Origin of the sequence: Burkholderia multivorans ATCC BAA-247, from assembly GCF_000959525.1 — a bacterium.
GTDB lineage: Bacteria > Pseudomonadota > Gammaproteobacteria > Burkholderiales > Burkholderiaceae > Burkholderia > Burkholderia multivorans.
Genome location: NZ_CP009831.1, coordinates 134,326 through 161,315, shown reverse-complemented (window position 1 = coordinate 161,315; position 26,990 = coordinate 134,326). Strand labels below are relative to the sequence as shown.

Below are 26,990 nucleotides of genomic sequence, written 5' to 3'. Positions count from 1 at the left end.
ATCATGTTCGAGAACCACCACACACGCAGAGTCATACAAGGAGACAAAGACATGTTTCGCACGAATCGCAGAACCCTGTTGCGCGCGCTGCTGGCGGCGCTGTGCATCGCGCCGCTCGGCATGCAGGGCACGGCCCGCGCCGATGCGCCGCTGAAGATCGGCTTCCTCGTCAAGATGCCCGAGCAGGCCTGGTTCATCAACGAACAGAACGCGGCGGCCGCGCTCGGTCAGAAGGAGAATTTCTCGGTCGTGAAGATCGGTACGCCGGACGGCGAAAAGGTGCTGGCCGCGATCGACAACCTCGGCTCGCAAGGCGCGCAGGGCTTCGTGATCTGCGCGCCCGACGTGCGGCTCGGGCCGGCGATCGCCGCGCGCGCGAAGCGCTACAACATGAAGTTTGTGACCGTCGACGACCAGCTCGTCGATTCGACCGGCAAGCCGCTCGCGAACGTGCCGCATCTCGGCATGTCGGCGACGAAGATCGGCAACCAGGTCGGCCAGGCGATCGCCGACGAGATGAAGCGGCGCGGCTGGAAGCCGGAGGAAGTCGGCGCGCTGCGCATCACGAACTACGAACTGCCGACCGCGAAGTTGCGCACCGACGGCGCGACGCAGGCGCTGCTTGCGAACGGCTTCCGCAAGGAGAACATCTTCGACGCGCCGCAGAAGACGACCGACGACGAAGGCGGCTTCAGCGCGGCGGCACCGGTGCTCGCGCGTCACCCGAACGTGAAGAAGTGGGTGATCTACGCACTGAACGAGGAAACCGTGCTCGGCGCCGTGCGCGCGACCGAACAGCTGCACATTCCGGCGGCCGACGTGATCGGCGTCGGCATCAACGGTGCGGGCGAGGCGTTCGCGGAATTCCAGAAGAAGGAGCCGACCGGCTTCTTCGGGACGATCGCGGTCAGCTCGACGAATCACGGCAAGGAAAGCACGCAGAACCTCGTCGACTGGATCCGCAACGGCAAGATGCCGCCCGCCGATACGCAGACGAGCGGCAAGCTGATGACGCGCAGCAACTGGCAGGCGGTGCGCGCCGAGCTCGGCATCTGAGCGGCGCGAGCGAGGACGCGATGACGACGCAGACGATGACGGCCGCCGCCCCTCCCGCCGCGGCTGCGGCGCCCGTGCAGCGCGATGCGCTGCTCGCGCTCGACGGGATCACGGTCAGCTTTCCGGGCGTGCGCGCGCTCGACGGCGTGTCGCTGTCGGTGCGCGCCGGCGAAGTGCACGGGTTGATGGGCGAGAACGGCGCCGGCAAGTCGACGCTGCTGAAGGTGTTGTCCGGCGTGAACCAGCCGCAGGCCGGCACGCTGACGCTGAACGGCGAGGTGCAGCGCTTCGCGTCGACCCGCGCGGCGCTCGAAGCGGGCATCGCGATCATCTATCAGGAACTGCATCTGGTGCCCGAGCTGACGGTCGCCGAGAACCTGATGCTCGGGCAGTTGCCGAGCCGGCTCGGCGTGGTCGACGAACGCACGCTCGCCGCGCGCGCGCTCGACGCGCTCGAACGCCTTGGCGAACGCATCGATCCGCACGTGCCGGTGAAGTACCTGTCGATCGGTCAGCGCCAGATGATCGAGATCGGCAAGGCGCTGATGCGCGATGCGCGCGTGATCGCGTTCGACGAACCGACGAGTTCGCTCTCGGCGCGCGAAACCGCCCAACTGTTCCGGATCATCCGCGCGCTGCGCGCGGACGGCCGCGCGATCATCTACGTCACGCACCGCATGGAGGAAGTCGACGCGCTGTGCGACCGCGTGACGGTGTTTCGCGACGGCCGCAAGATCGAGACGTTCGAGTCGGTCGCCGATCTCGACCGCGACCGGCTGATCAGCTGCATGGTCGGGCGTTCGATCCAGGACGTCTACGGCTATCGGCCGCGCCCGGCCGGCGACGTGCTGCTCGAAGCGAAGGGGCTGATGGGGCCCGGCCTGGCCGAGCCCGTGTCGTTCGCCGCGCGCCGCGGCGAGATCGTCGGCTTCTTCGGGCTCGTCGGCGCGGGTCGCTCGGAGCTGATGAAGCTGCTGTACGGCGCCGCACGGCCGAGTGCCGGACACGTCGAGCTGAACGGGCGGCGCGTCGCGTTCGCGAGCCCGCGCGACGCGGTGCGTGCCGGCATCGCGCTGTGCCCGGAGGACCGCAAGCAGGAAGGGATCGTCGCGATCGCGTCGGTCGCCGACAACCTCAACATCAGTGCGCGCCGGCATTTCAGCCCCGCGCGGATGCTGCTCGACGCGCGGCGCGAACGCGAGCTCGCGCAGCGCTATATCGAGCGGCTCGCGATCAAGACGCGCGACGGCGACACGCCGATCGGCGCGCTGTCCGGCGGCAACCAGCAGAAGGTCGTGCTTGCGCGCTGGCTGGCCGAGCGCATCGACGTGTTCCTGATGGACGAGCCGACGCGCGGCATCGACGTCGGCGCGCGCGCCGAAATCTACAACCTGTTCTACGAACTCGCGGAAGCGGGCCGCACGGTGATCCTCGTCTCGAGCGATCTCGCCGAGGTGATCGGCGTGTCGGACCGGATCGTCGTGATGAAGGAAGGGCGCATCGCCGGCGAAGTCGCGAAGGCGCAGGCGACGCCCGATACGCTGATCAAGCTCGCGCTGCCGCGCTGACGGATGCGCGAACGCGTGACAAACGGAATGCAATGACATGAGCCAGGCGATGCAACCCCAACAGACTTCCCCGTCCCCCGACGCGGCCGCCGTCCCCGTGCGCGCACGCGGCGGCGTGTGGCAACTGATCAACCGCTCCGGCATCGTGATGGTGTTCGCCGTGCTGTTCGCGACGCTGTCGCTGACCGTGCCGGACTTCCTCACGCCGCGCAACATCCAGGGCCTGCTGCTGTCGGTCACGCTGATCGGCTCGATCGCCGTGACGATGATGTTCGTGCTCGCGCTCGGCGAAGTCGACCTGTCGGTCGCGTCGATCGTCGCGTTCTCGGGCGTCGTCGCCTCGACGCTGATCACGGCGACGCACAGCGTCGTGCTCGGCATCGCGGCCGGCGTACTCGCGGGCGGCGCGGTCGGCCTTGTCAACGGCGTGCTGATCGCGCGCTGGCGCATCAACTCGCTGATCGTCACGCTCGCGATGATGGAGGTCGTGCGCGGCCTCGCGTTCATCACGTCGAACGGCGACGCGGTGATGATCTCCGAGGAGCGCTTCTTCGATCTCGGCGGCGGCTCGTTCCTCGGCATCTCGTATCCGATCTGGAGCAACATCGTCGGCTTCGTCGTGTTCGGCTTCCTGCTGCGCAAGACGGTGTTCGGCAAGAACGTGCTCGCGGTCGGCGGCAACGGCGAGGCCGCGCTGCTCGCGGGGCTGCCGGTGATGCGGATCAAGATCACCGTGTTCGTGCTGCAAGGGCTCGTGACCGGCTTTGCGGGCGTGATGCTCGCGTCGCGGATGAGCCTCGGCGATCCGAAGACCTCGGTCGGCCTCGAGCTCGGCGTGATCTCGGCGTGCGTGCTCGGCGGCGTGTCGCTGACGGGCGGCGTCGCGACGATTTCCGGCGTGCTCGTCGGCGTGCTGATCATGGGCTCGGTGCAGGACGCGATGAGCCTGCTGAACGTGCCGACCTTTTACCAATATCTGATACGCGGCGGAATTCTGTTGCTCGCGGTGCTGTTCGACCAGTATCGTCGCAACCAGCGGCGCGCGATGAAGATCTGAGCGTGCGCGCCGCCTGAGCATCGATTATCGGGAGACGGCATGCAACAGAATCGACCGGCCGCGGCGGCTTCGCTGCTGGCCGACTGCCGCAACGCGCTCGGCGAGGGCGCGACGTGGTGCGACGCAACGAATACGCTGTACTGGACGGACATCGAAGGCGCGCGGCTGTGGCGCTGCCGCGCGGACGGCTCCGCGCTCGCGCAGTGGCCGATGCCCGAGCGTCTCGCCTGCTTCGCACTGACCGACGATCCGGACGTGCTGCTCGTCGGGCTCGCGACGCACCTCGCGTTCTTCGATCTGCGCAGCGGCGCGTTGACGCGGATCGTCGACGTCGAGCCTGACCTGCCGACGCGCCTGAACGACGGCCGCTGCGATCCGTTCGGCGCGTTCGTGTTCGGGATGAAGGACGAAGGCGGCGAGCCGCCGCGCGCGGTCGGCGGGTTCTACCGGCTCGGTTCCGACCTCGCGCTGGAGCGGCTCGCGCTGCCGCCGGCCGCGATCGCGAACAGCATCGCGTTCTCGCCCGACGGCACGAAGATGTACTTCTGCGATTCGATGGTGCGCGAGATCTTCGTCGGCGATTACAGCCGTGCGGGCGTGTCCGGCGTGCGGTCGTTCGCGCGTCTGACCGATCCGGACGGCGATCCGGACGGGGCGACGGTCGACCGCGACGGCGGGCTGTGGAGCGCGCAGTGGGGCGGCCGGCGCGTCGTGCGTTACGGCCCCGACGGCATCGAGACCGAGCGCGTCGACGTGCCGACCGCACAGCCGAGCTGCCCGGCGCTCGACGGCGAAGGCCGGCTCTACGTGACGAGCGCGCGCGTCGGCCTTGCCGACGACGCGCTTGCCGACGATCCGCACGCCGGCGGCGTGTTCGTCGCGGCGACGCGGCATGCGGGGCTGCCGACCGCGCGATTCGCGCTGAAGCGCGGCGTCGGTACCTGATCGCGCGACGCGGCGGCGCGCGCGGCGATCGCCGTGCCGCCGCGCGCTTTGTTTCGCTGCCGGTGCGTCGTGCGCCGCACACTTTCATTTCTCGCGCCGCGCCGCGGCACAACGGCGACAAATACGGCGCCGAACACGTCGCCGAAAACCGCACGTCGTCCTCGCGCCGCGCATCCGCATCGCGACTCCCGTTTTCCGCGAAACCGCTCGTCCTCGATCGTCCCACCGGCGCCCGCCGTCGCTCGCGCATGCCTGCGGCGCCGCGTCCGAGACGGCACGCCGCGCCGCGTTCGCACCCGTTTAGGGGTTTGTCCGGACGCGCGTCCAATCCGCTTTACATATCAGGCTACCTGATAGTAAATTGGCGGCGAGTCGCAACGGGCGGCGCTGTCATTGGAGAACGAAGATGAGTTACGAAGGTCGCTGGAAAACCGTGAAAGTCGCCGTCGAGGGCGGGATTGCGTGGGTGACGCTGAATCGTCCCGAGAAGCGCAACGCGATGAGCCCGACGCTGAACGCGGAAATGATCGACGTGCTCGAAGCGATCGAACTCGACCCCGAAGCGCAGGTGCTCGTGCTGACCGGCGAAGGCGATGCATGGACGGCCGGGATGGATCTCAAGGAATATTTCCGCGAAGTCGATGCGGGCCCCGAAATCCTGCAGGAAAAGATCCGCCGCGACGCGAGCCGCTGGCAGTGGCAGCTGCTGCGCATGTACGCGAAGCCGACGATCGCGATGGTCAACGGCTGGTGCTTCGGCGGCGGCTTCTCGCCGCTCGTCGCCTGCGATCTCGCGATCGCGGCCGACGAGGCGGTGTTCGGGTTGTCCGAGATCAACTGGGGCATTCCGCCGGGCAATCTGGTCAGCAAGGCGATGGCCGATACGGTCGGTCATCGTCAGGCGCTCTACTACATCATGACCGGCGACACGTTCACGGGCCAGCAGGCCGCGCAGATGGGCCTCGTCAACAAGAGCGTGCCGCGCGCGCAGCTGCGCGACGAGGTGCGTGCGCTCGCCGCGAAGCTGCTCGACAAGAATCCGGTCGTGATCCGCAACGCGAAGCACGGCTTCAAGCGGTGCCGCGAACTGACGTGGGAGCAGAACGAGGACTACCTGTACGCGAAGCTCGACCAGGCCAACTATCGCGATCCGGAAGGCGGCCGCGAGCAGGGGCTCAAGCAGTTCCTCGACGAAAAGAGCATCAAGCCGGGCCTGCAGGCGTACAAGCGCTGAGCGGCGACGCGGCGCAGCCCGACCCGGGCCGAAACTGAGCGGAGACAGCGAAATGCACGAAGTGAGTTTGTTGATCGACGGCGTGTCGCGCGGCGCGTCGGACGGCGCGACGTTCGACCGGATCGATCCGGCGACCGGCCAGGTCGCCTCGCGCGCGGCGGCCGCGACGCTCGCCGATGCGGATGCCGCGGTCGCGGCCGCCGCGCGCGCGTTTCCCGGATGGGCGGCGCTCGCGCCGACCGAACGTCGCCGCCGGCTGCTCGCGGCGGCCGACGCGATGGACGCGCGCGCCGGCGAGTTCATCGAGATCGGCCGCGCGGAAACGGGCGCGATGGCGAACTGGTACGGCTTCAACGTGATGCTCGCGGCGAACATGCTGCGCGAGGCCGCCGCGATGACCACGCAGATCGAAGGCGCCGTGATTCCGTCCGACGTGCCGGGCAGCCTCGCGATGGCCGTGCGCCAGCCGTGCGGCGTCGTGCTCGGCATCGCGCCGTGGAATGCGCCCGTGATCCTCGCGACGCGCGCGCTTGCGATGCCGCTCGCCTGCGGCAACACGGTCGTGCTGAAGGCGTCCGAAGGCTGCCCCGGCGTACACCGGCTGATCGGCAGCGTGCTGCACGACGCGGGGCTCGGCGACGGTGTCGTCAACGTGATCACGCACGCGCCGCACGACGCCCCGCCGATCGTCGAGCGGCTGATCGCGAATCCGGCCGTGCGGCGCGTCAACTTCACGGGCTCGACGCGCGTCGGCCGCATCGTCGCGACGCTCGCCGCGCAGCATCTGAAACCCGCGCTGCTCGAACTCGGCGGCAAGGCGCCGGTGCTCGTGCTCGACGACGCCGATCTCGATGCGGCCGTCGACGCGGTCGCGTTCGGCGCGTTCTTCAACCAGGGGCAGATCTGCATGTCGACCGAGCGCGTGATCGTCGATCGCAAGGTCGCCGATGCGTTCGTCGACAAGCTCGTCGCGAAGGCGCGCACGCTGAAGGCCGGCAACCCGGCCGCGCCGGGCATCGTGCTCGGCACGCTCGAAAGCGAAGCGGCGGCGCAGCGGATCGCGGCGCTCGTCGACGACGCGCGCGCGCACGGCGCCGCGTTGCCGCTCGGCTGCAAGGTGGACGGCGCGGTGATGCAGCCGACGATCGTCGACGGCGTCACGCGCGAGATGAAGCTCTACGCGGACGAATCGTTCGGGCCGGTCGTGACCGTGCAGCGCGTCGACGACGACGAGGCCGCGCTCGCGGCCGCGAACGACAGCGAATACGGGCTGTCGGCGGCCGTGTTCAGCCGCGACATCGCGCGCGCGATGCAGCTTGCGAAGCGGATCGAATCGGGCATCTGCCACATCAACGGGCCGACCGTGCACGACGAGGCGCAGATGCCGTTCGGCGGCGTGAAGGCGAGCGGCTACGGACGCTTCGGCAGCAAGGCGTCGATCGCCGAATTCACGGATCTGCGCTGGATCACCGTGCAGACCGCGCCGCGGCATTACCCGATCTGACGATCGGCACGGGCTGCGCGCGTCGCAGCCGCGATCACGATACAACGACGTTCCGGCCGAGCACAGGCGCACGCGCGCCGGAACCGCACGGAGACAAGACTTGGAAGCGGACCCGACCCAATCGCGCGGCGACGCGGCCGCGCAGACCGTTCCCGCCGGCTACCGGCCGGTTGCGATCGGCACGGCGCCGCCGGAGATCGTGCAGCGCGACGGCTGCTGGTATCTGCGCGCGGCCACGCCGCTCGGCGCGTATCCGCGCCGGCTCACCGACCGGCTCGTCAGCGGCGCGCAGGCGCATCCGGACCGCTGGCTCGTCGCGAGGCGCGGCGCGGACGGCGCGTGGATCGGCATCACGTATGCGCAGATGCTCGAACGCGCGCGCGCGATCGGTCAGGCGCTGCTCGATCGCGGCCTGTCGGTCGAGCGGCCGATCGCAATCCTGTCCGGCAACGATCTCGAACATCTGCAAATCGCGTTCGGCGCGATGTGGGCCGGGATTCCATATGCGCCGCTGTCGCCCGCGTATTCGCTCGTGTCGAGCGACTACGGCAAGCTGCGTCACGCGCTCGCACTGCTGACGCCGGGGCTCGTCTTCGCGTCCGACGGCGACGCCTACTGCGCGGCGCTCGATGCAGCGGTGCCGGCCGACGTCGAACGCGTGATCGTGTCGGCGCGCGACGGCATGCCGGGCGCGACGCGCTTCGCGTCGCTGCTCGATACGGTGCCGCGCGACGTCGATGCGGCGCACGACGCGGTGACGGGCGACCGGATCGCGAAGTTCCTGTTCACGTCGGGTTCGACGCGGCTGCCCAAGGCGGTGCCGACCACGCACCGGATGCTGTGCAGCAACCAGCAGATGCTCCTCGAAACGTTTCCGCAGTTCGGCATCGAGCCGCCGGTGCTGGTCGACTGGCTGCCGTGGAATCACACGTTCGGCGGCAGCCACAACGTCGGGATCGCGCTCTACAACGGCGGCACGCTCTACATCGACGACGGCAAGCCCGTTGCGGGCAAGTTCGACGAGACGCTGCGCAACCTGCGCGAGATCGCGCCGACCGTCTATTTCAACGTGCCGAAGGGCTGGGAAGAACTGACCGCCGCGCTCGAAACGGACGCCGCGCTGCGCCGCACGTTCTTTTCGCGCGTGAAGCTCTATTTCTTCGCCGGCGCGGGGCTGTCGCAGGCCGCGTGGGATCGCCTCGAGCGCGTGACGCTCGCGCACTGCGGCGAGCGTATCCGGATCATGGCGGGGCTCGGGATGACCGAGGCCGCGCCGTCATGCATGTTCACGACCGGACCGTTCTCCGCGGCCGGTTACATCGGCCTGCCGGCGCCGGGCTGCGACGCTAAGCTCGTGCCCGTCGACGGCAAGCTCGAGGCGCGCTTTCGCGGGCCGAACGTGATGGCCGGCTACTGGCGCGCGATCGATGCGGACGCGCGCGACGTGTTCGACGACGAGGGCTATTACCGCAGCGGCGACGCAGTGCGCTTCGTCGATCCGCAGCGGCCCGAGATCGGGCTGATGTTCGACGGCCGCATCGCGGAGGATTTCAAGCTGTCGTCCGGTACGTTCGTCAGCGTCGGGCCGATGCGCGCGCGCATCATTTCGAACGGCGCGCCGTACGTGCAGGACGCGGTCGTGACGGGGATGAACCGCGACGATGTGGGCGTGATGATCTTTCCGCGCATCGACGATTGCCGCCGTCTCGCGGGTGCCGCACCCGATGCCGACGTGCAGGCGGTGCTGCGCGCGCCGGCCGTGCGCGCGTTCTTCGCCGAGTTGCTCGCGCGGCTGAACCGCGACGCGACCGGCAGCGCGACGCTCATCACGCGGCTGCGGATTCTCGACGAACCGCCGTCGCTCGATCTCGGCGAAGTCACCGACAAGGGGTCGATCAATCAGCGCGCGGTGCTCGCGCATCGTGCGGCGCTGGTCGAGGCCATGTATGCGGCCGATGCGCGCGACGATGCGGAAGCGGGGCTGATCTTTGCCGACATCGAGCGCATCGCGCGACACGGCTGAAGCCGCACGCGCGGATGCCGTTGCGCGGTGCGCGCTGCGTTGCATGTCGCAACGCGTGCACCGCGCGGTGTCGGCGCGCGGCGTTTGCCGCGAAACGTAGCGGCCGCACGTCGGCCTGCGCGGCTCGCGCCGCGCGGCCGTCTCACAGGTCGAGCACGAGCATCGGCGTGCGCGCGCGCGAACAGCACGGCAGCATCTGATCGTTCGCCGCCCGTTCGTCGTCGGTCAGGTAGACGTCGCGATGATCGGGCGTGCCGGACAGCACGCGCGTGAGGCACGTGCCGCAGACGCCTTGTTCGCACGACACGGGCACCTCGATCCGGCAGCCGCGCAGCGCTTCGACGATCGTCATACCGGCCGGCACGTCGACGACGCGGCCCGATTGCGCGAGCGATACCTGGAACGGGCCATCGGCCGTTGCTGCTGCCGACGTTTCGCTTTCGCCGCCTGCGCCTACGTCGGCAGCGCCTAAGCCGGCCGCGCCTACGCCGGCAGCACCTACGCCGGCCGCGCCAAAGTACTCCCGATGCACGTTCGCCGGATCCCACCCGGCCTGCGCAGCCGCGCCGAGCACCGCCGCGATGAACCCGGCCGGCCCGCACACGTACAGATGCGTATGCGCATGGGGCTTGCCGAGTACCTGCGCGAAATCGATGCGCTGCCCGGCAGGCGCATCGTCGAACCACAGCCGCGTGCGCGCGTTCAGCGGCGGCGTATCGAGCCGGTCGACGAACGCCGCGCGCGCCGGTTCGCGCGCGCAGTAATGCAGTTCGAACGACCGCCCGGTCTCGGCCAGATGCAGCGCCATGCTGAGCAGCGGCGTGATGCCGATGCCGCCCGCGAGCAGCACGCTGTGCGCGGCATGTGGATCGAGCGGGAAGTGATTGCGCGGCTCGCCGATCTCGAGCGTCGTGCCGGGCTCGCACGCGTGCATCGCGACGGAGCCGCCGCGCGATTCGCGCTCGCGCAGCACGCCGAGCCGGTAGACGCCCGCCTCCGACGGGCTGTTGCACAGCGAATACTGGCGAACGAGTCCGCCGAGATGGACGTCGATATGCGCGCCGGCCGTGAAGGGCGGTAGCGCGGCGCCGTCGGCCGGCCCGAGTTCGAACATGCAGATGTCGGTCGCGACGGGAAGCTTGTGAAGAAGCGTGACTTTCATGGCAACGGTCAATGAGGGCGCCGCGCCGCGCGTGCGCGCGAACGCGGCGCGAGGGTCAGCACGACAGCGCGGCAGCGCGCTCCTGTTCGATGAGGCGGTCGAGCACGCGGCGCGACTGCACGCCGCCCGCATCGATGTTCAGCTTCAGCAGCGGACGGTCCGGCCAGCGCAGCAGGTTGCGCTGCTGCGCCTCGAGCATGTCCAGATCCTCGGCAAAGATCGCGCCCTGGCCCTTGCGGATCGTCTCGGTCAACGCGCGATCGTCGACCGCGAAGCTGCGTGCCATCCCCCAGAAGTACCAGATCGACGTCTCGGTCTCGGGCGTGATGAAGTCGACGACGATGCTCGACACCTTGTCGCGCGGGTCGGCGTGATAGCCGCCTTTGCCCGCATGCGCGACGCCCACCTCGATCATCACGTGGCTCGGCGGCGTGAAGTGGCAGATCTGCCAGCGATCGCAGCGCACGTCGTCGGCGAGCCCGTTGCCGCGCAACGCGGCGGCCCAGAACGGCGGTGGCACGATGCCTTCCATGAAGCGGCTCGTCGTCACCGTGTCGCCGTCGACCTTCGTCGTCGGCGGCGCTTCCTCGATCTCCGGCTGGCCGATGCTCGACGCATGCACGTAGGTCTCGTGCGTGAGGTCCATCAGGTTGTCGATCATCAGCCGGTAGTCGCAGTCGATGTGATAAAGGCCGCCGCCGTACGCCCAGCCCGGATCGTCGGCCCAGTGCAGCGGGTGGATCGTCGCCGGGTCGGCCTGCGCGGGATCGCCCGGCCACACCCACACGAAGCCGTACCGCTCGACGGCCGGATAGCGGCGGATCGCCGGAATGCCGCCGACGCGCTGGCACGGCATGCTCGTGCACTTGCCGTCCGCGCCCATCGTCAGCCCGTGATAGCCGCAGACGAGATGGCCGTCGCGCACGGTGCCGAGCGACAGCGGCGCGCCGCGATGCGGGCAGAAATCCTCGAGCGCGGCGACCGTGCCCTGCCCATCGCGAAAGAACACCATGCGCTCGCCGCAGATCTGCCGGCCGAGCGGCTTGCTCGCGAATTCGTCGGGCGTACACGCGACATACCAGGCGTTTTTCAGGAACATGCGTCTCCTCCAGGGCGTGCTTGCACGCCATGTTCGTCTTCGGAAAAGCGGCGCGTCGCGCGCCGCACGAGAAAATGCCGCGCGCCGCTCAGCCGGCGTCGCGACGGATCAGGTTGCCGCCCGCGAGCTTCGTCATCGCCCGCTGGTTGTCGAGCACGCGCCGCAGGTTGTCGTGCGCGATCTGCGCGTGCTCGCGCATCAGCGCTTCGGCCCGCGCGCCCTGGCGGCGCGCGATCGCATCGAGCACGGCGCGATGCTGCGCCTGCGCAACGACGAGCGTTTCGCGTGCACGCGGATCGAGCGACTGCACGACGACGAACGCGCTCGCCGACGCGAACGGCAGCGTCGCGACCTTGTCGATCTGCCGCGCGACGACGTCGCTGCCCGCCGCGCCGGCGAGCAGGCGGTGAAAGCGCGCGTTGGCGTCGACGTAGCGCGAGAAGGTTTCGTCGGTCAGCGGGCCGGCCAGCAGTCCGTCGATTTCGTCCGCACACGCATGCAGGCTGCGCAACGTCGACGCCGGCACGCCGCGCTCGGCCGCGAAACGCGCGGCGAGCCCTTCGAGCGTGCCGCGCAGCTCGATCGCGTCGCCGATCTCGCGCGCGGAAAACGCGCGCACCGCAAAGCCGCCGGTCGCGATCGGCTCGATCAGCCCTTCTTCCTGCAGCCGGATCAGTGCCGCGCGCACCGGCGTGCGCGACACGCCGAGCCGCTCGACGACCCACAGCTCGGAGATGCGCTCGCCGGGGCCGAGTTCGCCGCCGACGATGAGCTCGCGCAGCCCGAGCAGCGCGCGGACGGTCTGGGACGGGGACGCGGCAGGGCGCGTGTCGGAAGCGGGCGTGTCGACGGTCGTCATCGGTGGCGGAAAACGTGCGCGCCGCGAGCGATCGCGGCACGATGGGTTATCAGGTTGCTTGATAAAACTGTATACATCGACGAGACGAAATCAAGTGGAATCGCTCGATTTCACGGGTAAACCACGAATGAATGCCGCCGATCGACCGCGCGCTGTATACAGTGTCGCGCACGGCATGCCGGTGCCGGACGCGCGGCGACGCAACGTCCGGCACGACCGCTGTCGGCACGCGCAACGCGTGAGGTAAGATGGCCCGCGATATCGATTCCGACACGTTCATGAGTTCGACTCCCGTCAAACCGGCCGGCGCGAAACGCGCCGCCCGCGTCACCGAAGCCCGGCCGCGCGTGCGCACGCAGCAGCGGCTGACCTACCTGATCGGCAATCTCGACCGCCTGCTGCGGCGTCAGATGAGCGACGCGCTCGCGCCGCTCGGCGTGACGCTCGCGCAGTACACGGCGCTGTCGGTGCTCGAGGCGCGCGGTGCGCTATCGAACGCGCAGCTCGCGGTGCGCTCGTTCATCACGCCGCAATCGGCGAACGAGGTGATGAGCGCGATGGCCGCGCGCGGCTTCGTCACGCGCGAGGCCGACCCGAGCCACGGCCGCGTGATCCTGCTGCGCCTGACCGACGAAGGCTCGGCGATCCTGCGCGAATGCGAACAGGTGCTGCGCCCGCTCGAGCGCCGCATGCTCGGCGACGACCTGACTGCCGACGACGTCGCGCAGGTCCAGCGCACGCTCGAGCTGTTCGTGCGCAATCTGCGCGACTAAGCGCGACCGTTTCGTCGGCTTCTTCACGGCCCGCTCGGCCGGTTTCCGCGCGCGTTGCGGGTTAACACCGGCCCGTTTCGCACTTGAAATATCAGGTTACCTGTTATTAAATCGTCGCGTCCTTCGATGGAACGACGGTCCGCACGTCAGCACGCCGCGCGGATTTTATTTCGGACATAGAATCAGGCAGCCTGATAAAGCCGATCGTGATCCGGTTACGACAAAGCCCTCGCGCAGATGCGGTCGCATCGCGTGCGGGTCCAGGTTTGGAGACGACATGGACACTTCCGTTGCCGAGAGGCCGGCCGTCGCGACGACGCTCGGTCTGTGTTTCGCGATCGCGCTGCTCGAGGGGCTCGACTTGCAGTCGGTCGGCGTCGCCGCGCCGCGCATGGCGCATGAATTCGGGCTGACCGTTTCGCAGATGGGCATTGCATTCAGCGCGGGCACGTTCGGGCTGCTGCCGGGCGCGATGCTCGGCGGCTGGCTCGCGGACCGGATCGGCCGCAAACACGTGTTGATTGCGTCGGTATGCCTGTTCGGGCTGCTGTCGATCGCGACCGCGCAGGTATCGAGCTTCGCGATGCTCGTCGCCGTGCGTGCGCTCACGGGGCTCGGGCTCGGCGGCGCGATGCCGAACCTGATCGCGCTGTCGTCGGAGGCCGTCGGCGCGCGCTCGCGCAGCAGCGCGGTCGCCGTCATGTACTGCGGGATTCCGTTCGGCGGCGTGATCGCGTCGCTGATCGGCGTGCTGCTCGCGGGCGACACCGAGTGGCGTCACATCTTCTACGTCGGCGGCGTCGGGCCGCTGCTGCTTGCGCCGCTGTTGATCGCGCTGCTGCCCGAGTCGCGCGCGTTTCTCGACGTCAGCGCGTCGGGCGCCGCGCGCGCGGGCGTGCGCGACACGCTGTTCGGCGGCGGCCGCACCGGCTCGACGCTCGCGCTGTGGATCAGCTACTTCTGCACGCTGATCGTGCTGTATTTCCTGCTGAACTGGCTGCCGTCGCTGATGGCCGCGAAAGGGCTCGCGCGCGGGCAGGCCGGCATCGTGCAGATCTTCTTCAACATCGGCAGCGGCCTCGGCGTGCTCGGCATCGGCATGTCGATGGACCGGATGCGGCCCGCGCGCGTCGTCGGCGGCATGTATGCGGGGATCGTGCTGTCGCTTGCCGCGCTCGCGATCGCGCCGGGGCTCATGTGGCTGTCCGTCGCCGCGTTCGCGGCCGGGATGTTCGTCGTCGGCGGCCAGTCGGTGCTGTATGCGCTCGCCGCGATCTACTACCCGACCGCGATGCGCGGCACCGGCGTGGGCTCCGCGGTGGCCGTCGGGCGGCTCGGCTCGGTCGTCGGGCCGCTCGCCGCCGCCGAACTGCTCGCGATGGGCCGCAGCGCGTCGGTCGTGATCGGCGCGAGCATCCCCGTCACGCTCGTTGCCGCGATCGCCGCGCTGCTGCTGATCCGCCGGCCGCACGCGCAGGACTGAGTTCCTTCTTTCAACCCGACGCGCCGTCAGAGCGCGACATCGACGCAGGTCTGGAGACACTCATCATGAAGCACACCAAAGCCTTGCTGGCGGCCGGCGCATGCGCGCTCGCCGCGACCGGCGCGCAGGCGCAATCGAGCGTGACGCTGTACGGAATCGTCGACACGGGCGTCGAATTCGTCACGCACGCGAACGCGGCCGGCGATCACGTCGTGCGGATGCCCGCGGTGACGGGCGAGATGCCGTCGCGCTGGGGCATTCGCGGCAACGAGGATCTCGGCGGCGGCTATCAGGCGGTGTTCGTGCTCGAAAGCGGCTTCAACGTGCGCGGCGGCGATCTCGGGCAGGGCGGCCGGTTGTTCGGCCGGCAGGCGTTCGTCGGCCTGAAGGGCGGCTTCGGCACGCTCGCGTTCGGCCGCCAGTACACGATGACGTATCTCGCGCTGCAAGGTGCCGACATCATCGGCCCCGACATCTACGGCCTCGGCTCGCTCGACGCGTATGTGCCGAACGGCCGCGCCGACAACGCGGTCACCTACATCGGCACCTATCGCGGCGTGACGCTCGGCGCCGCGTATTCGTTCGGCCGCGACGGCGCGGGCACCGGCAATTCGCCGGGGCAGGGCACGTGCGCGGGACAGGTGCCGGGCCATGCGGTCGAATGCCGGAACTGGTCGGCGATGCTGAAGTACGACAGCGCGTATTTCGGTGCGGCGGCCTCGTACGAAGAGCAGCGCGGCGGGACGGGTGCGGCCGCGAACTTCTTCGACGGCGTTGCGCCGGTCGCCTTCACGAGCAGCGCGGGCAAGGACGCGCGCGTGCATCTGAGCGCGTATGCGCAAGCCGGCGGCGCACGCGTCGGCGCGGGCTGGATCGGGCGCCGCGTGTCGACCGGTTCGCCGGCCGCGGCCGGTGCACATTCCGATCTGTTCTTCGTCGGTGCGTCGTACACGGTGAAGCCTTATCTGATCGTCGACGGCGAAGGCTACCGGATCGTCAACAGCGCGCACGACACGCGCGCGACGATGGCGACGCTGCGCACGACGTATCTGCTGACGAAGCGCACGTCCGTCTATGCGCAGACGTCGTATCTGTGGAACAGCGCGCATGCGCGCTACGCGGTCAGCGGCGGCGGCCCCGGCACGACACCGGGCGAAGGGATGGGGCAGCTCGGCGCGATGGTCGGCGTCAAGCATCTGTTCTGATTCGACGAGCGCGCGAGGACACCATGATGAACCGCAAACTGCTGTGCGCGGCGCCGCTGTCGGCCGCACTGCTCGCCGCGTGCGGCGGCGACGATTCGGTGACGTCCGCACCGACGCATCTGAGCGCCGCGACGCCGGCCGCGATGACGCAGACCTGCGACGCGCTCGCCGCGAAGCTCGCGTACGCGAACACGTCGTTCACGTCGGTGACGACCGCCGCGGCCGGCGCGCTGACCGTCGCCGGCAGGCCGGTTCCCGAGCATTGCGTGATCGCCGGCAAGATGAACGAGCGCGTGAGCGCGGTCGACGGCAACACCTATGCGATCGGCTTCGAGATGCGCCTGCCGAAGGCCTGGAACGGCCGTTTCTTCTATCAGGCGAACGGCGGACTCGACGGCAACGTCGTGACCGCGACCGGCGAAATCGGCGGCGGCGGCCCGCTGACCGATGCGCTCGCGATGGGCTTCGCGGTGATCAGCTCGGATTCCGGGCACAGCGCCGCGCAGAATCCGCTGTTCGGCGTCGATCCGCAGGCGCGCATCGATTACGGCTACGGCGCCGTCGATGCGCTGACGCCGATGGCGAAGCAGGTGATCCGCATCGCATACGGGAAGGCGCCGGACCGCAGCTATTTCGGCGGCTGTTCGAACGGCGGCCGTCACGCGATGGTCACGGCCGTGCGCAACGCAGCCGACTACGACGGGATCGTCGCCGGCGATCCCGGCTTCCATCTGCCGAAGGCGGCGATCGGCGAGATGTACGGCGCGCAGCAGTTCGCGAAGATCGCGTCGGCGACGGGCGCGAACGGGCTGCCGGACATCCGCAGCGGATTCAACGATGCGGAGCGCCGCTTCGTCGGCGCGGCGATTCTCGCCAAATGCGACGCGCTCGACGGCGCGGCCGACGGGATCGTGCAGGACGTCGCCGCATGCCAGGCGCACTTCAGCCTCGACGCCGACATACCGGACTGCGCGAACGGCACGCGCACCGGTGCGTGTCTGACGCCGGCACAAAAGACCGCGCTCGCGAACGTGTTCGCCGGTGCGCGCAACAGCGCGGGCGCCGCGCTCTACGCGAGCTTTCCGTACGATCCGGGCGTGGCCGGCAGCGGCTGGGCCGCGTGGAAGCAGTCGAACTCGATCGCGCTCGATCCGGCCGCGATGGCGTTCACGTTCATGACGCCGCCGAAGCCCGCGTCGACGCTCGCCAACCTGGCCGGTTTCGCGCTCGGCTTCGACATGGACAACGATGCGCCGGCGATTTTCGCGACGAGCGGCGCGTACACGCAATCGGCGTGGTCGTTCATGACGCCGCCCGACGAAACGAACCTCGGCGCGCTGAAGCAGCGCGGTGCGAAGCTGCTCGTGTATCACGGCACCGGCGATCCGGTGTTCTCGTTCAACGACACGCGCGACTGGTATGCGCGCCTCGCGCAGGCGAACGGCGGCGATGCGTCGGATTTCGCGCGCTTCTATCCGGTGCCGGCGATGAACCATTGCTCGGGCGGGCCGGCGACCGACCAGTTCGACATGCTGACGCCGCTCGTCGCGTGGGTCGAGCAGGGGCAGGCGCCCGGTGCGATCGTCGCGGCCGCGCGCGATGCGGCGAATCCGGTGCCGAATGCGGAGGTGCCCGCGTCGTGGGGCACGGGGCGTACGCGGCCGCTGTGTCCGTATCCGCAGGTTGCTCGCTATAACGGCTCGGGCGATCTGAATTCGGCGGCGAGCTTCAGTTGCCGCTGAGCGCGCGAGCGGTGGGCGCGCGGCGGTCCGGCTGTCCGGCGGTCGCGCGATCCGGCGACCGGCGACCGGCGACGGACCGGCCGCGCGTGTCGCCGCGCGGTTCAAGCGCTCAGGTCAGCTCGCTCAGGCACGCGTCGAACTCGGCGACGAGCCGGTCGACGTCGTCGGCCGTCGTCTGCGGGCACACGAGCATCATGTTGTGGAACGGCGTGATCAGCACGCCGCGGTTCAACAGGTAGAGATGCACGATGTGCTCGAGCTCGCTGTCGAGCTGCGCGCCGGCGAGCGTGCCGTTGCGCGGCGGTGTCGGTGCGAACTGAAACTCGGTGCGCGCGCCGATGCGTGTCACGCACCACGGCAGCGCGTGTTTCGCGATCGTCTGCTCGAGCGCGGCCGCGAGGCGCGCGGCGAGTTCGAACATGTGGGCATACGCGGCGTCGGTCGCGACCTCGGCGAGCGTCGCGCGCATCGCGTGCATCGCGAGCATGTTCGCCGTCAGCGTCGTGCCTATGCCCGAATGGCCGGGCGGCGCGTTCAGCTTCGCCTGCTTCGCGCGTTCGGCGAATTCGGCGCTGAATCCGTACACCGCGCACGGCACGCCGCCCGCGATCGGCTTGCCGACCACGAGCACGTCCGGCTCGAGATCGTGCGCGACCGCGTAGCCGCCGGGGCCGCTGCTGATCGTGTGCGTTTCGTCGATCACGAGCAGCGTGCCGTGGCGGCGCGTGAGCGCGCGCGCCTCGCGCCAGAAGCCGGGCTCGGGCAGCACCATCCCGATGTTCGTCATCGCGGGTTCCGCGATCACGCACGCGACGTCGTCGTGCTTCAGCGCCGCTTCGAGCGCGTCCAGATCGTTGAATTCGACGACACGCGTGTTCGCGAGCAGGTCGTACGATTGCCCGAGCAGGCTGTCGCGCTGCACCGGGCGGCCGTCGACGAGATCGACGAAGACGTCGTCGACGGTGCCGTGATAGCAGCCGTTGAACACGACGATCGTGTTGCGGCCCGTCGCGGCGCGCGCCCAACGCAGCACGAAGCGGTTCGCATCGCTCGCGCTCAGCGCGAACTGCCAGAACGGCAGGCGGAAGCGGCGCGCGAGCTCGCGCGACACCCACGCGGCGTCCTCGCTCGGCAGCATCGTCGTGTAGCCGCGCGTCGCCTGCTCGGCGAGCGCGCGGGCGACCGGCTCGGGCGCATGGCCGAACATCGCGCCCGTATCGCCGAGACAGAAGTCGACGTAGCGGTGCCCGTCGACGTCGGTAAACCTCGCGCCGCGCGCCTCCTTCACGTACAGCGAAAACGGCGTCGACCAATCCTGCATCCAGTGCAACGGCACGCCGAAGAGCAGATGCTCCGCCGCTTCCGCGGATAGCGCGCGGGAAATCGGCATGGCTTCGGTGAACGCGCGGCGCTCGCGGTCGAACAGCGCGCGGGCGCGGGTGAGGTCGACTCCGTGGCGGGAAGACAAGTGCGGCTCCTGGTTGTGAAGGAGCAGACACGATAGCGCGCGCGGCGGGCCGCTGAACAGGGGCGGAATCACGGGGGGCGGACACGAAGCGCCACGCGCGGCAGGCGATGGTTTGTGCGCATAAACATACGACAACGTATGTCGACACAGCGGAAGTCGCCGATGTGAGTGGGCGCACACGTCAGACAGAAGCCCCAGTACAAGCAGGGTAAACGACAAATACATCGAACGCGCGATTCGCGACTAGACTGCTCCAAGTAGTACGATGACATATGAATAATCGGCGTGCCGCCCGGCGCGGCGCCCGCCCTCTATCGATTTGAAGGAGTGTCCATGGCCGCTGCCCGCCACCGTTCGTCTTCGTCCGTTCGTTCGCGCTCGCCGAAGCGGCTGTCGCGCCGCGCCTTCCTCGGCTGGACCGGTGCATTGGCCGGGGGCACGGTGCTCGGCGGCCCGCTCGCGGCCACGCGCGCCTGGGCGGGCAACCTGCCCGCGTCGTCCGCGGTCGACCTGATCTGGGGCGAGCACGGCGCGGCCGCGCGGATCGCCGCGTCGCTCGCGCACGTGTCGCGGCTTGCGTTCCGCGCGCGCGACTTCGACGTCACGCATTACGGCGCGCGTCCGTGCACGACGGTCCCGCAAACGTCGCCGTACACGAACGCCGCGAAATCGCCGGTGAGCCCCGGTGCCGACCGGACGACGGCGCCCGGCGCGTTCGACTCGCGTCCGGCGTTTCTCGCCGCGATCGACGCGTGCGTGCGCGAAGGCGGCGGCCGCGTCGTCGTGCCGCCCGGCAACTGGTATTGCGCGGGCCCGATCGTGCTGCAGAGCAACGTGAACTTCCATCTGAGCGCGAACTGCACGATCTATTTCAGCCCGAACCCGGCCGACTACGCGAAGGACGGCCCCGTCGACTGCGGCGCGAACGGCCGGCTGTACTACAGCCGCTGGCAGGCTAACGACTGCCTGAACTACGGCGCGCCCGTGTACGCGCGCAACGCGGTGAACATCGCGCTGACCGGCGAAGGGCCGACGTCGGTGCTGAACGGGCAGGCCATGACGCCGTTTGCCGGCAGCGGCAACGGCAGCGTGTGCTGGTGGACGTACAAGGGCTCCTCGGGCGCGTATGGCGCGGCGGCGTCGGTGCCGAGCCAGGCGTATGCGAATCCGAACAACGTCGATCTGCGCATCGTCGCGCCCGGCATCCCCGATGCGCTGTACGCGATGCTGACGTCGCCCGTCACGCCGTGGCAGCAGGACCAGAACTATCTGCCCGCGCTCTCGGAAGCCGGCGTGCCGGTCGACAAGCGCATCTTCGGGCTCGGTCATTATCTGCGGCCGTGCATGGTCGAATTCATCGGCTGCACGAACGTGCTGATGGAGAACTACCAGACGCAGAACACGCCGTTCTGGCAGCACCATCCGACCGCGTGCCGCAACGTCGTGATCCGCGGCGTGACGACCAACAGCATCGGCCCGAACAACGACGGCTTCGATCCCGACGCATGCACCGACGTGCTCTGCGAGGACTGCACGTTCAACACCGGCGACGACTGCATCGCGATCAAGTCCGGCAAGAACCGCGACACCGAGTACGGGCCGGCGAAGCGGCATCTGGTGCGCAACTGCACGATGAACAGCGGCCACGGCGGGATCACGCTCGGCAGCGAGATGGGCGGCGGCGTCGAGCAGATCTACGCGACGAACCTGTCGATGCTGAACGCGAACTGGCAGACGAATCCGCTGAACATCGCGATTCGCGTGAAGACGAACATGAATCGCGGCGGCTACGTGAAGGACTTTCACGTGAAGGGCGTGTCGCTGCCGAACGGCGTCACGCTGAAGGGCGGCGGCTACGGCAGCGCGCTGCTCGCGGGCAGCCCGATCAATGCGAGCGTGCCGCTCGGCGTCGTGACGCCGGCCGCCGGCAATCCGTCGGCCGCGCAAGGCGGGATCGTCACGTTCGACTGCGACTATCAACCGGCGAACGACGCGGTGCGCACGCGGGCGCCGGTCGTGCAGAACGTGACGATCGCCGACGTGACCGCGCGCAACGTGACGCTGAACGGCGTGACCGCATCGTGCTTTCAGGCGATCGTCGCGCAGGGGCCGGTCGCGTTCGACTACAACGGCGCGCCGCCCGCCCCGACCGTGCAGCCGATCGCCGGCGTAACGATCAGCAACTGCGATTTCGGCACGCCGGTCGCATCGGGCACGCCGACCGTCACGTCGCCGGGCCCGATCTATGCGTTCAACGTGAACGGGATGACGCTGCGCAACGTCGTGATTGCCGGGCAGACGGTCAACACGACGATTACCGATTCGCGTTGATCGTGGCAGCAAGAAGCGGCGCGCGCGATCTCGCGCTGCGCGCCGCTTGGCCGATCATGCGAGCCGCTTCACCATGTGGTGCTCGTCGTAGAACCGACCGTCGACGCACAGCGAGCGCGGCTCGGTGCCGAACCGCTCGAAACCGAGCGACGCATAGAGCCGTTCCGCGGTCGCGTTGAATTCATTCACGCACAGCATCAGTTGCGCGCACTGCCACGCGTGTTCGGCATGCGCGATCGCGTGTTCGAGCAACGACTGCGCGATGCCGCGGCCGCGATACGCGGCGTCGACATACACGCCCCAGATCGTCGCCTTGTGCGCGACCTTCGCGTACGCGTCGCGTCGCACGCCCGTGCTGCCGATCAGCGTCTCGCCGTCGAACGCGCCGAACACGGCTTGCGTGTGCGTCGGCGTGATCTGCGCCGCGAAGGTTTCGACCGGCACGGCCGCGACTTCGTCTTCGGTCGGCAGGAAGGATGTCGGCGACGTGCGGATCGCGGCAAGGCGCAGCGACTGGAACGGGGCCGCGTCGGCGGCGTCGAGCAGGCGGATCGTGATCATCGGTCGGTATGCGCGCAAGCGCTTCGAATGTCGGGAGGCGCTGCCCGATAGGCGGCAGCGAACGTCGATGCTAAGCGAAAACGCACGCGCATGCTGAGACGTTGCGCGATCTGGATGCAGCTTGACGATGGAGACGGTGCGGGAGGGCGGTTCGTACGCCGGCGCGGCGCGCGCCATGGTTCGGCGATGCGTGGCGTGAACGATGCCGATGTGAAAGGCTGCTTATGCGTGTTGCGTGCTGCATGTCGCTCGCCTCGACGGCGACCGGTGCCCACGAAGCGCGCAAGCGACCGTGCCGGGTTGCGGCACGTCCGTGAAGAATCGTCGTTGCGCGCGCAACCGATCGGCAAACCGGTCGCGCGCGGACCGGACATCAGTAGCGCGACAGCTGGCTGCCGTTGATCTGTACGCGATCGCCGGGGCGCAGGTCGCCCGGCGACTGTACGTCGAACGAGCGCATCGAACCGTCGCTGACCTGCACGTCGATCCGATAGCCGCTCGGCGCCTGCTGCGCGCCCATCTGCTGACCGATCTGATTGCCCGCAACGGCGCCGCCGAGCGCGCCGATCACGGTGGCCGCATCGCGGCCGTGACCGCGGCCGATCTGATTGCCGAGCACGCCGCCGATCAGTGCGCCGACCACGGTGCCCGCGACGCCGGACGGGCCGACCGCGCTGTTGATCGGACGGATGTTCGCAACGGTCCCGTACTGGGTGCCGTAGGCGTTCTGGTACTGGCCGCCATACTGGTTCCCATACTGATTCCCGTACTGATTGCCGTACGGCTGCGACCCGTACTGCTGCTGCGAGTCGTACGGCTGGTTCGGATACGCGGGCTGCACGTAGCCCGGTTGCGTGTAAGCGGGCTGCGCATAGCCGGGCGTCGCATATTGCTGCTGCGGGTAGCCGGGCTGCGCGCCGTACGGACCGTAGCCGGGCGCGACGCACGCGGTCAGCGGAAGCGCCGCGACGGCGACGAGCGACGCAAACAGGACGGTCTTCTTGGAAGGCAGGCGCATCATGGGGTTTCCTGAATCGGCACGTGTTCGCCGACGGATTCCGGGACGGAGGCGAACTGGGCGTGAGTATAAGGAATGGCCCGATGCGCGTCCGGTGCGGCCGGGTAACAACGTGTAAAGTCTGTTGCGGCGTCGCTCCACGCGCGGGCTGCGGGCCGCGCCGGCCGTATGCGCGGCCCTCGCGCATGCATCGCGAAATCGAATGCGCGGCATCGTGACATTTAATTGGCCTCGCGCCGCGCGGTCCGCTATCGTGGCCGCACCCCATCCACGGTCGCGCCGCACCGTCCGACGTTTGCCGTTCGCCCCGGCGTCGCGCCGCGACCTTCGCCCTATCACGAACGATGACCGACCGCCTCTTCACCCATGCCGTCGACGCCGACGGCCAGCCCCTCGAACTGCTCGTGCGCGACGGCCGTTTTGCTGCGATCGGCCGCGACTGCGGCGCCGCGCCCGGCACGGAAACGATCGATCTCGACGGCCGCGTCGTATTGCCCGGCTTCGTCGACGGCCACATTCATCTGGACAAAAGCTTCGTCGGCGACCGCTGGGTGCCGCACGAACCGGTCGACTCGCTGCGCGAGCGGCTCGCGGTCGAGAAGCGTCAGCTCGCGGCCGCGCCGCCGATCGCCGAGCGCGCGCATGCGCTGATCGCGCAGGCCGCCGCATTCGGCACGGTCGCGATGCGCAGCCATGTCGACGTCGACGCGACGACGGGCCTCGCGAACCTGCACGCGGTGATGGCCGCGCGCGAACGGTGGCGCGGCATCGTCGACATCGAGCTCGTCGCGTTTCCGCAGGCCGGCGTCGTGTCGTGCGCGGGCACGGCGGAGATGCTCGACGCGGCCGTGCGCGAAGGCGCGGACGTCGTCGGCGGCATCGATCCGACGACGCTCGACGGCGATGCGGACGGCCAGCTCGACATCGTGTTCCGCATCGCCGAGAAGCGCGGCGTGAAGATCGACATTCATCTGCACGAGCCGGGCGACACCGGTATCGCACAACTGTTGCGGATCGCGGCGCGCACGCGTGCGGCGGGCCTCGGCGGGCGCGTGAACGTGAGCCACGCGTATGCGCTCGGCCAGGTCGGCGCCGACGTCGTCGCGCGCACCGCGGCCGCGCTGGCCGACGCCGGCGTGTCGATCATGACGAACGCGCCGGGCGACTGCGCGTTTCCGCCGGTGCTGGCGTTGCGCGACGCGGGCGTGCACGTGTTCGCCGGCAACGACAACATTCGCGACGCGTGGTGGCCGTACGGCAACGGCGACATGCTGCAGCGCGCGATGCTGATCGGCTATCGGTCGGGCTTCTACACCGACGACGCGCTGCGCGTCGCGCTCGACATGGCGACGCACGCGGGCGCACGCGCCATTGGCCGAGCACGCTACGGGCTCGCGGTCGGCTGCGACGCGACCTTCGTCGCGGTGCGCGCGCCGAACGCGGCGGCCGCCGTCGCCGGCGTGCCCGCCGAGCGCTGGGTCGTGCGTCGCGGCGAAAGCGACCGCGGCGCGCCGTACGCGCCCGCGCTCGATTTCGCGCGATGATGATGCGGACCGGGCGCCCATCGCGCGCCGTCAGCTTGCATTGCGCCCGCTCGCACGGCGCTCGACTTCACACTGACCGCACGAGATCGACATGACCTTCTTGCTGATCCGCAATGTCCGCACGGGCGCCGACGACGCGCTCGACATCCTCATCGAAGGCGACCGCGTCGTGCGCACGGGTCCGTCGCTCGATGCGCCGCCCGGCTGCGCGATCGAGGAGGGCGCCGGCGCGATCGCGCTGCCGGGCCTCGTCGAAGGCCACACGCATCTCGACAAGACGCATTGGGGCATGCCGTGGTATCGCAACGCGGTCGGTCCGCGCCTCGTCGATCGCATCGAGAACGAGCGGCACTATCGCGCGACGAGCGGTCACGATGCCGGCGCGGCATCGCTCGCGCTCGCGCGTGCGTTTCTCGCGGCCGGCACGACGCGGATTCGCACGCACGTCGACGTCGATACCGACGCGGGGCTGCGTCATCTGCATCGCGTGCTCGATACGCGCGAGACGTTGCGCGGCCAGGTCGAGATCCAGATCGTCGCGTTTCCGCAGTCGGGCGTGCTGAAGCGGCCCGGTACCGACGCGCTGCTCGCCGACGCGCTCGCGGCGGGCGCCGATCTGCTCGGCGGCCTCGATCCGTGCGCAATCGAAGGCGACCCGGTGAAAGCGGTCGACGTGCTGTTCGCGATCGCGGAACGCTACGGCCGCGGCCTCGACATTCACCTGCACGAGCGCGGCTCGATGGGCGCGTATTCGCTCGACCTGATCCTGCAGCGCACGGCCGCGCTCGGCATGCAGCGCAAGGTGACGATCAGCCACGCGTTCTGTCTCGGCGACCTCGCGGAACGCGAGCGCGACGCGCTGCTCGCGCGGATGGCCGAGCTCGGCGTCGCCGTCGTCACGACGGCGCCGGCCGCGGTGCCGGTGCCGTCGGTCCTCGCGTGCCGCGCGGCCGGCGTGACCGTCATCGGCGGCAACGACGGCGTGCGCGACACGTGGACGCCGTACGGATCGCCCGACATGCTCGAGCGCGCGATGCTGATCGCGATGCGCAACGACTTCCGCCGCGACGACGCGCTCGAAGTCGCGCTCGAATGCGTGACGCACGGTGCCGCACGCGGCTGCGGCTTCGACGCTTACGGGCTGCAGCCCGGCGCGCGCGCCGACGTCGTGCTCGTCGATGCAATGACGCTCGCGGAGGCCGTGGTCGCACGGCCGGTGCGGCGGCTCGTCGTGTCGTCGGGGAAGATCGTCGCGCGAAACGGCGCGCTGGTCTGACCTGCGCACGGCGGTGCGCGGCGGCGCGTGCGTGGCCGCACACCGCCTCGCATGCCGCTTTGCGGCACGCGGCTTACTGCTCGTGTTCGAGCATGTCCGCGAGCGTCTTCGTCAGCTCGCGCACCATCGGATCGGCGGTCGGCCGATGCAGGATCGCGACGTCCATGTTCTCGATCGGCGCGAAGCCTTGCGTCGCGGTCAGCACGATGTGCTCGGCCGTCACCGCGCGCGCGGGCAGCACGCTGATCCCGAGCCCGTCGGCGACGGCCGCCTGAATGCCGCTCAGGCTCGACGTCGTGAACGCGATGCGCCAGCGGCGGCCGCGTGCCTCGATCGCCTGGATCATGTCGTCGCGATAGAGCCCGCGCGGCGGAAACGCGACGATCGGCAGCGGGTCGAGATCGATCGACGGATGCTTCGCGCTGTCGATCCAGCGCAGTTTCTCGGGCCAGCGCGCGACCGCTTCGCGGCTGTCGCGCCGCTGCTTGATCAGCACGAGATCGAGTTCGCCGCGATCGTACGCGGCGCTGACGTCGCGGCTCAGCCCGCACGTCACTTCGAGTTTCACTTGCGGATGGGCGCGCTTGAACGCGGCGAGCGCGTGCGTCGTGCGGCCCGCCGCGAAATCGTCCGGCACGCCGAGCCGGATGGTGAGCGCCACCGTCGCACCGGCCAGCACTTCGAGCATCTCGTCGTTCAGCGCGAGCATCCGCCGCGCATAGCTGAGCACGGTCACGCCCGCATCGGTCGGCCGCACGTCGCGCGTGCCGCGATCGAGCAGGCGATGCCCCGCGATTTCCTCGAGTCGCCGCACCTTCTGGCTCACCGTCGACTGCGTCGAGTGCAGCCGCGCGGACGCGGCCGTAAAGCTGCCGCAATCGGCGACCATCACGAGCGCGCGAAGCAGGTCGAGGTCGAACAAAGGTCTATTCATTTCTGCACTTCTGATGGGGCGAGCATTGCGTTTCCGAATGCGGGGGACGACTTTTAACATGCGCCGCCACGCCCGGCAATCGCGGTTTCGCCGGAGCGGGCGCGATTGCTCGCGGGCGGTATAGACATCTGTCGCAAGCCGGCAGCCG

Annotated in this window: 21 protein-coding genes; 14 read left to right on the top strand and 7 right to left on the bottom strand. The window is 69.3% G+C overall.

Features of this window, described 5'->3' with window-relative positions; translation table 11 throughout:
* Positions 1 to 51 precede the first annotated feature (51 nt).
* From NP80_RS03080 to NP80_RS03050, 7 genes are all read left to right on the top strand, one after another.
* On the top strand, positions 52 to 1,056 hold the full coding sequence (locus NP80_RS03080; RefSeq protein WP_006397498.1) for an arabinose ABC transporter substrate-binding protein: 1,005 nt from the start codon (positions 52 to 54) through the stop codon (positions 1,054 to 1,056).
* Positions 1,057 to 1,076: 20 nt separating this feature from the next.
* On the top strand, positions 1,077 to 2,624 hold the full coding sequence (gene araG / locus NP80_RS03075) for an L-arabinose ABC transporter ATP-binding protein AraG (protein ID WP_006411021.1): 1,548 nt from the start codon (positions 1,077 to 1,079) through the stop codon (positions 2,622 to 2,624).
* 37 nt (positions 2,625 to 2,661) lie between these two features.
* Positions 2,662 to 3,681, top strand: coding sequence for an L-arabinose ABC transporter permease AraH (gene araH, locus NP80_RS03070; RefSeq protein WP_006397496.1), 1,020 nt, complete (start codon positions 2,662 to 2,664; stop codon positions 3,679 to 3,681).
* A 39-nt stretch (positions 3,682 to 3,720) separates the two neighbouring features.
* Positions 3,721 to 4,626: an SMP-30/gluconolactonase/LRE family protein gene (locus NP80_RS03065; RefSeq protein ID WP_006404696.1), complete on the top strand. Its 906-nt coding sequence runs from the start codon at positions 3,721 to 3,723 to the stop codon at positions 4,624 to 4,626.
* A 406-nt stretch (positions 4,627 to 5,032) separates the two neighbouring features.
* Positions 5,033 to 5,860 carry a p-hydroxycinnamoyl CoA hydratase/lyase gene (locus NP80_RS03060; protein WP_006397493.1) on the top strand — a complete coding sequence of 276 codons (828 nt, stop codon included), beginning with the start codon at positions 5,033 to 5,035 and terminating at the stop codon, positions 5,858 to 5,860.
* Between the two features lie 52 nt (positions 5,861 to 5,912).
* Positions 5,913 to 7,364 carry an aldehyde dehydrogenase gene (locus NP80_RS03055; protein ID WP_045593057.1) on the top strand — a complete coding sequence of 484 codons (1,452 nt, stop codon included), beginning with the start codon at positions 5,913 to 5,915 and terminating at the stop codon, positions 7,362 to 7,364.
* A gap of 100 nt (positions 7,365 to 7,464) precedes the next feature.
* On the top strand, positions 7,465 to 9,387 hold the full coding sequence (locus tag NP80_RS03050; protein WP_006411862.1) for a feruloyl-CoA synthase: 1,923 nt from the start codon (positions 7,465 to 7,467) through the stop codon (positions 9,385 to 9,387).
* A 142-nt stretch (positions 9,388 to 9,529) separates the two neighbouring features.
* Here the strand turns inward: NP80_RS03050 and NP80_RS03045 are convergent, their stop codons facing one another.
* From NP80_RS03045 to NP80_RS03035, 3 genes are all read right to left on the bottom strand, one after another.
* The gene (locus tag NP80_RS03045) at positions 9,530 to 10,549 is read right to left on the bottom strand and encodes a PDR/VanB family oxidoreductase (protein WP_035948247.1); all 1,020 of its coding nucleotides are present in this window, start codon (positions 10,547 to 10,549) and stop codon (positions 9,530 to 9,532) included.
* 55 nt (positions 10,550 to 10,604) lie between these two features.
* Complete coding sequence (locus NP80_RS03040; RefSeq protein ID WP_006407829.1) at positions 10,605 to 11,648, bottom strand: aromatic ring-hydroxylating dioxygenase subunit alpha; 1,044 nt, start codon at positions 11,646 to 11,648, stop codon at positions 10,605 to 10,607.
* Between the two features lie 88 nt (positions 11,649 to 11,736).
* The gene (locus NP80_RS03035) at positions 11,737 to 12,507 is read right to left on the bottom strand and encodes a GntR family transcriptional regulator (RefSeq protein WP_006407830.1); all 771 of its coding nucleotides are present in this window, start codon (positions 12,505 to 12,507) and stop codon (positions 11,737 to 11,739) included.
* Positions 12,508 to 12,785: 278 nt separating this feature from the next.
* Between NP80_RS03035 and NP80_RS03030 the strand changes: the two genes are divergently transcribed.
* The 4 genes from NP80_RS03030 (at position 12,786) to NP80_RS03015 (ending at position 17,710) form a co-directional block, all read left to right on the top strand.
* Complete coding sequence (locus tag NP80_RS03030; protein WP_035489176.1) at positions 12,786 to 13,280, top strand: MarR family winged helix-turn-helix transcriptional regulator; 495 nt, start codon at positions 12,786 to 12,788, stop codon at positions 13,278 to 13,280.
* 277 nt (positions 13,281 to 13,557) lie between these two features.
* The gene (gene mhpT, locus NP80_RS03025; RefSeq protein WP_006407833.1) at positions 13,558 to 14,763 is read left to right on the top strand and encodes a 3-(3-hydroxy-phenyl)propionate transporter MhpT; all 1,206 of its coding nucleotides are present in this window, start codon (positions 13,558 to 13,560) and stop codon (positions 14,761 to 14,763) included.
* A gap of 65 nt (positions 14,764 to 14,828) precedes the next feature.
* Positions 14,829 to 15,968, top strand: coding sequence for a porin (locus NP80_RS03020; protein WP_006411857.1), 1,140 nt, complete (start codon positions 14,829 to 14,831; stop codon positions 15,966 to 15,968).
* A gap of 26 nt (positions 15,969 to 15,994) precedes the next feature.
* Positions 15,995 to 17,710 carry a tannase/feruloyl esterase family alpha/beta hydrolase gene (locus NP80_RS03015; protein WP_201776347.1) on the top strand — a complete coding sequence of 572 codons (1,716 nt, stop codon included), beginning with the start codon at positions 15,995 to 15,997 and terminating at the stop codon, positions 17,708 to 17,710.
* Between the two features lie 109 nt (positions 17,711 to 17,819).
* Here NP80_RS03015 and NP80_RS03010 read toward each other — a convergent pair whose 3' ends face one another.
* Positions 17,820 to 19,178: an aspartate aminotransferase family protein gene (locus NP80_RS03010; protein ID WP_006411863.1), complete on the bottom strand. Its 1,359-nt coding sequence runs from the start codon at positions 19,176 to 19,178 to the stop codon at positions 17,820 to 17,822.
* Positions 19,179 to 19,511: 333 nt separating this feature from the next.
* Here NP80_RS03010 and NP80_RS03005 point away from each other — a divergent pair, with 333 nt between their 5' ends.
* On the top strand, positions 19,512 to 21,509 hold the full coding sequence (locus NP80_RS03005; protein ID WP_045593052.1) for a glycoside hydrolase family 28 protein: 1,998 nt from the start codon (positions 19,512 to 19,514) through the stop codon (positions 21,507 to 21,509).
* A gap of 54 nt (positions 21,510 to 21,563) precedes the next feature.
* On the opposite strand, the gene NP80_RS03000 is transcribed toward NP80_RS03005, so the two are convergent.
* Both NP80_RS03000 and NP80_RS02995 read right to left on the bottom strand, forming a co-directional pair.
* On the bottom strand, positions 21,564 to 22,070 hold the full coding sequence (locus NP80_RS03000) for a GNAT family N-acetyltransferase (protein WP_006411457.1): 507 nt from the start codon (positions 22,068 to 22,070) through the stop codon (positions 21,564 to 21,566).
* Between the two features lie 373 nt (positions 22,071 to 22,443).
* A complete protein-coding gene (locus tag NP80_RS02995) occupies positions 22,444 to 23,091 on the bottom strand; it encodes an outer membrane lipoprotein (protein WP_006411458.1) in 648 nt (215 codons plus the stop codon).
* 341 nt (positions 23,092 to 23,432) lie between these two features.
* Between NP80_RS02995 and NP80_RS02990 the strand changes: the two genes are divergently transcribed.
* Positions 23,433 to 24,632 carry an amidohydrolase family protein gene (locus NP80_RS02990; protein ID WP_045593050.1) on the top strand — a complete coding sequence of 400 codons (1,200 nt, stop codon included), beginning with the start codon at positions 23,433 to 23,435 and terminating at the stop codon, positions 24,630 to 24,632.
* A 91-nt stretch (positions 24,633 to 24,723) separates the two neighbouring features.
* Entirely contained in the window at positions 24,724 to 25,908 is a 1,185-nt protein-coding gene (locus NP80_RS02985; RefSeq protein WP_006412142.1) for an amidohydrolase family protein, read from the top strand.
* A gap of 73 nt (positions 25,909 to 25,981) precedes the next feature.
* On the opposite strand, the gene NP80_RS02980 is transcribed toward NP80_RS02985, so the two are convergent.
* Complete coding sequence (locus tag NP80_RS02980) at positions 25,982 to 26,842, bottom strand: LysR family transcriptional regulator (RefSeq protein WP_035948573.1); 861 nt, start codon at positions 26,840 to 26,842, stop codon at positions 25,982 to 25,984.
* Positions 26,843 to 26,990 lie beyond the last annotated feature (148 nt).

What these genes read in the sequence shown, in the direction of transcription:
- NP80_RS03080 (WP_006397498.1), top strand. Translation starts at nt 52, where the DNA reads ATGTTTCGCACGAATCGCAGAACCCTGTTGCGCGCGCTGCTGGCGGCG.
- araG (WP_006411021.1), top strand. Translation starts at nt 1,077, where the DNA reads ATGACGACGCAGACGATGACGGCCGCCGCCCCTCCCGCCGCGGCTGCG.
- araH (WP_006397496.1), top strand. Translation starts at nt 2,662, where the DNA reads ATGAGCCAGGCGATGCAACCCCAACAGACTTCCCCGTCCCCCGACGCG.
- NP80_RS03065 (WP_006404696.1), top strand. Translation starts at nt 3,721, where the DNA reads ATGCAACAGAATCGACCGGCCGCGGCGGCTTCGCTGCTGGCCGACTGC.
- NP80_RS03060 (WP_006397493.1), top strand. Translation starts at nt 5,033, where the DNA reads ATGAGTTACGAAGGTCGCTGGAAAACCGTGAAAGTCGCCGTCGAGGGC.
- NP80_RS03055 (WP_045593057.1), top strand. Translation starts at nt 5,913, where the DNA reads ATGCACGAAGTGAGTTTGTTGATCGACGGCGTGTCGCGCGGCGCGTCG.
- NP80_RS03045 (WP_035948247.1), bottom strand. Translation starts at nt 10,549, where the DNA reads ATGAAAGTCACGCTTCTTCACAAGCTTCCCGTCGCGACCGACATCTGC.
- NP80_RS03040 (WP_006407829.1), bottom strand. Translation starts at nt 11,648, where the DNA reads ATGTTCCTGAAAAACGCCTGGTATGTCGCGTGTACGCCCGACGAATTC.
- NP80_RS03035 (WP_006407830.1), bottom strand. Translation starts at nt 12,507, where the DNA reads ATGACGACCGTCGACACGCCCGCTTCCGACACGCGCCCTGCCGCGTCC.
- NP80_RS03030 (WP_035489176.1), top strand. Translation starts at nt 12,786, where the DNA reads ATGAGTTCGACTCCCGTCAAACCGGCCGGCGCGAAACGCGCCGCCCGC.
- mhpT (WP_006407833.1), top strand. Translation starts at nt 13,558, where the DNA reads ATGGACACTTCCGTTGCCGAGAGGCCGGCCGTCGCGACGACGCTCGGT.
- NP80_RS03020 (WP_006411857.1), top strand. Translation starts at nt 14,829, where the DNA reads ATGAAGCACACCAAAGCCTTGCTGGCGGCCGGCGCATGCGCGCTCGCC.
- NP80_RS03015 (WP_201776347.1), top strand. Translation starts at nt 15,995, where the DNA reads ATGAACCGCAAACTGCTGTGCGCGGCGCCGCTGTCGGCCGCACTGCTC.
- NP80_RS03005 (WP_045593052.1), top strand. Translation starts at nt 19,512, where the DNA reads ATGGCCGCTGCCCGCCACCGTTCGTCTTCGTCCGTTCGTTCGCGCTCG.
- NP80_RS03000 (WP_006411457.1), bottom strand. Translation starts at nt 22,070, where the DNA reads ATGATCACGATCCGCCTGCTCGACGCCGCCGACGCGGCCCCGTTCCAG.
- NP80_RS02995 (WP_006411458.1), bottom strand. Translation starts at nt 23,091, where the DNA reads ATGATGCGCCTGCCTTCCAAGAAGACCGTCCTGTTTGCGTCGCTCGTC.
- NP80_RS02990 (WP_045593050.1), top strand. Translation starts at nt 23,433, where the DNA reads ATGACCGACCGCCTCTTCACCCATGCCGTCGACGCCGACGGCCAGCCC.
- NP80_RS02985 (WP_006412142.1), top strand. Translation starts at nt 24,724, where the DNA reads ATGACCTTCTTGCTGATCCGCAATGTCCGCACGGGCGCCGACGACGCG.
- NP80_RS02980 (WP_035948573.1), bottom strand. Translation starts at nt 26,842, where the DNA reads ATGAATAGACCTTTGTTCGACCTCGACCTGCTTCGCGCGCTCGTGATG.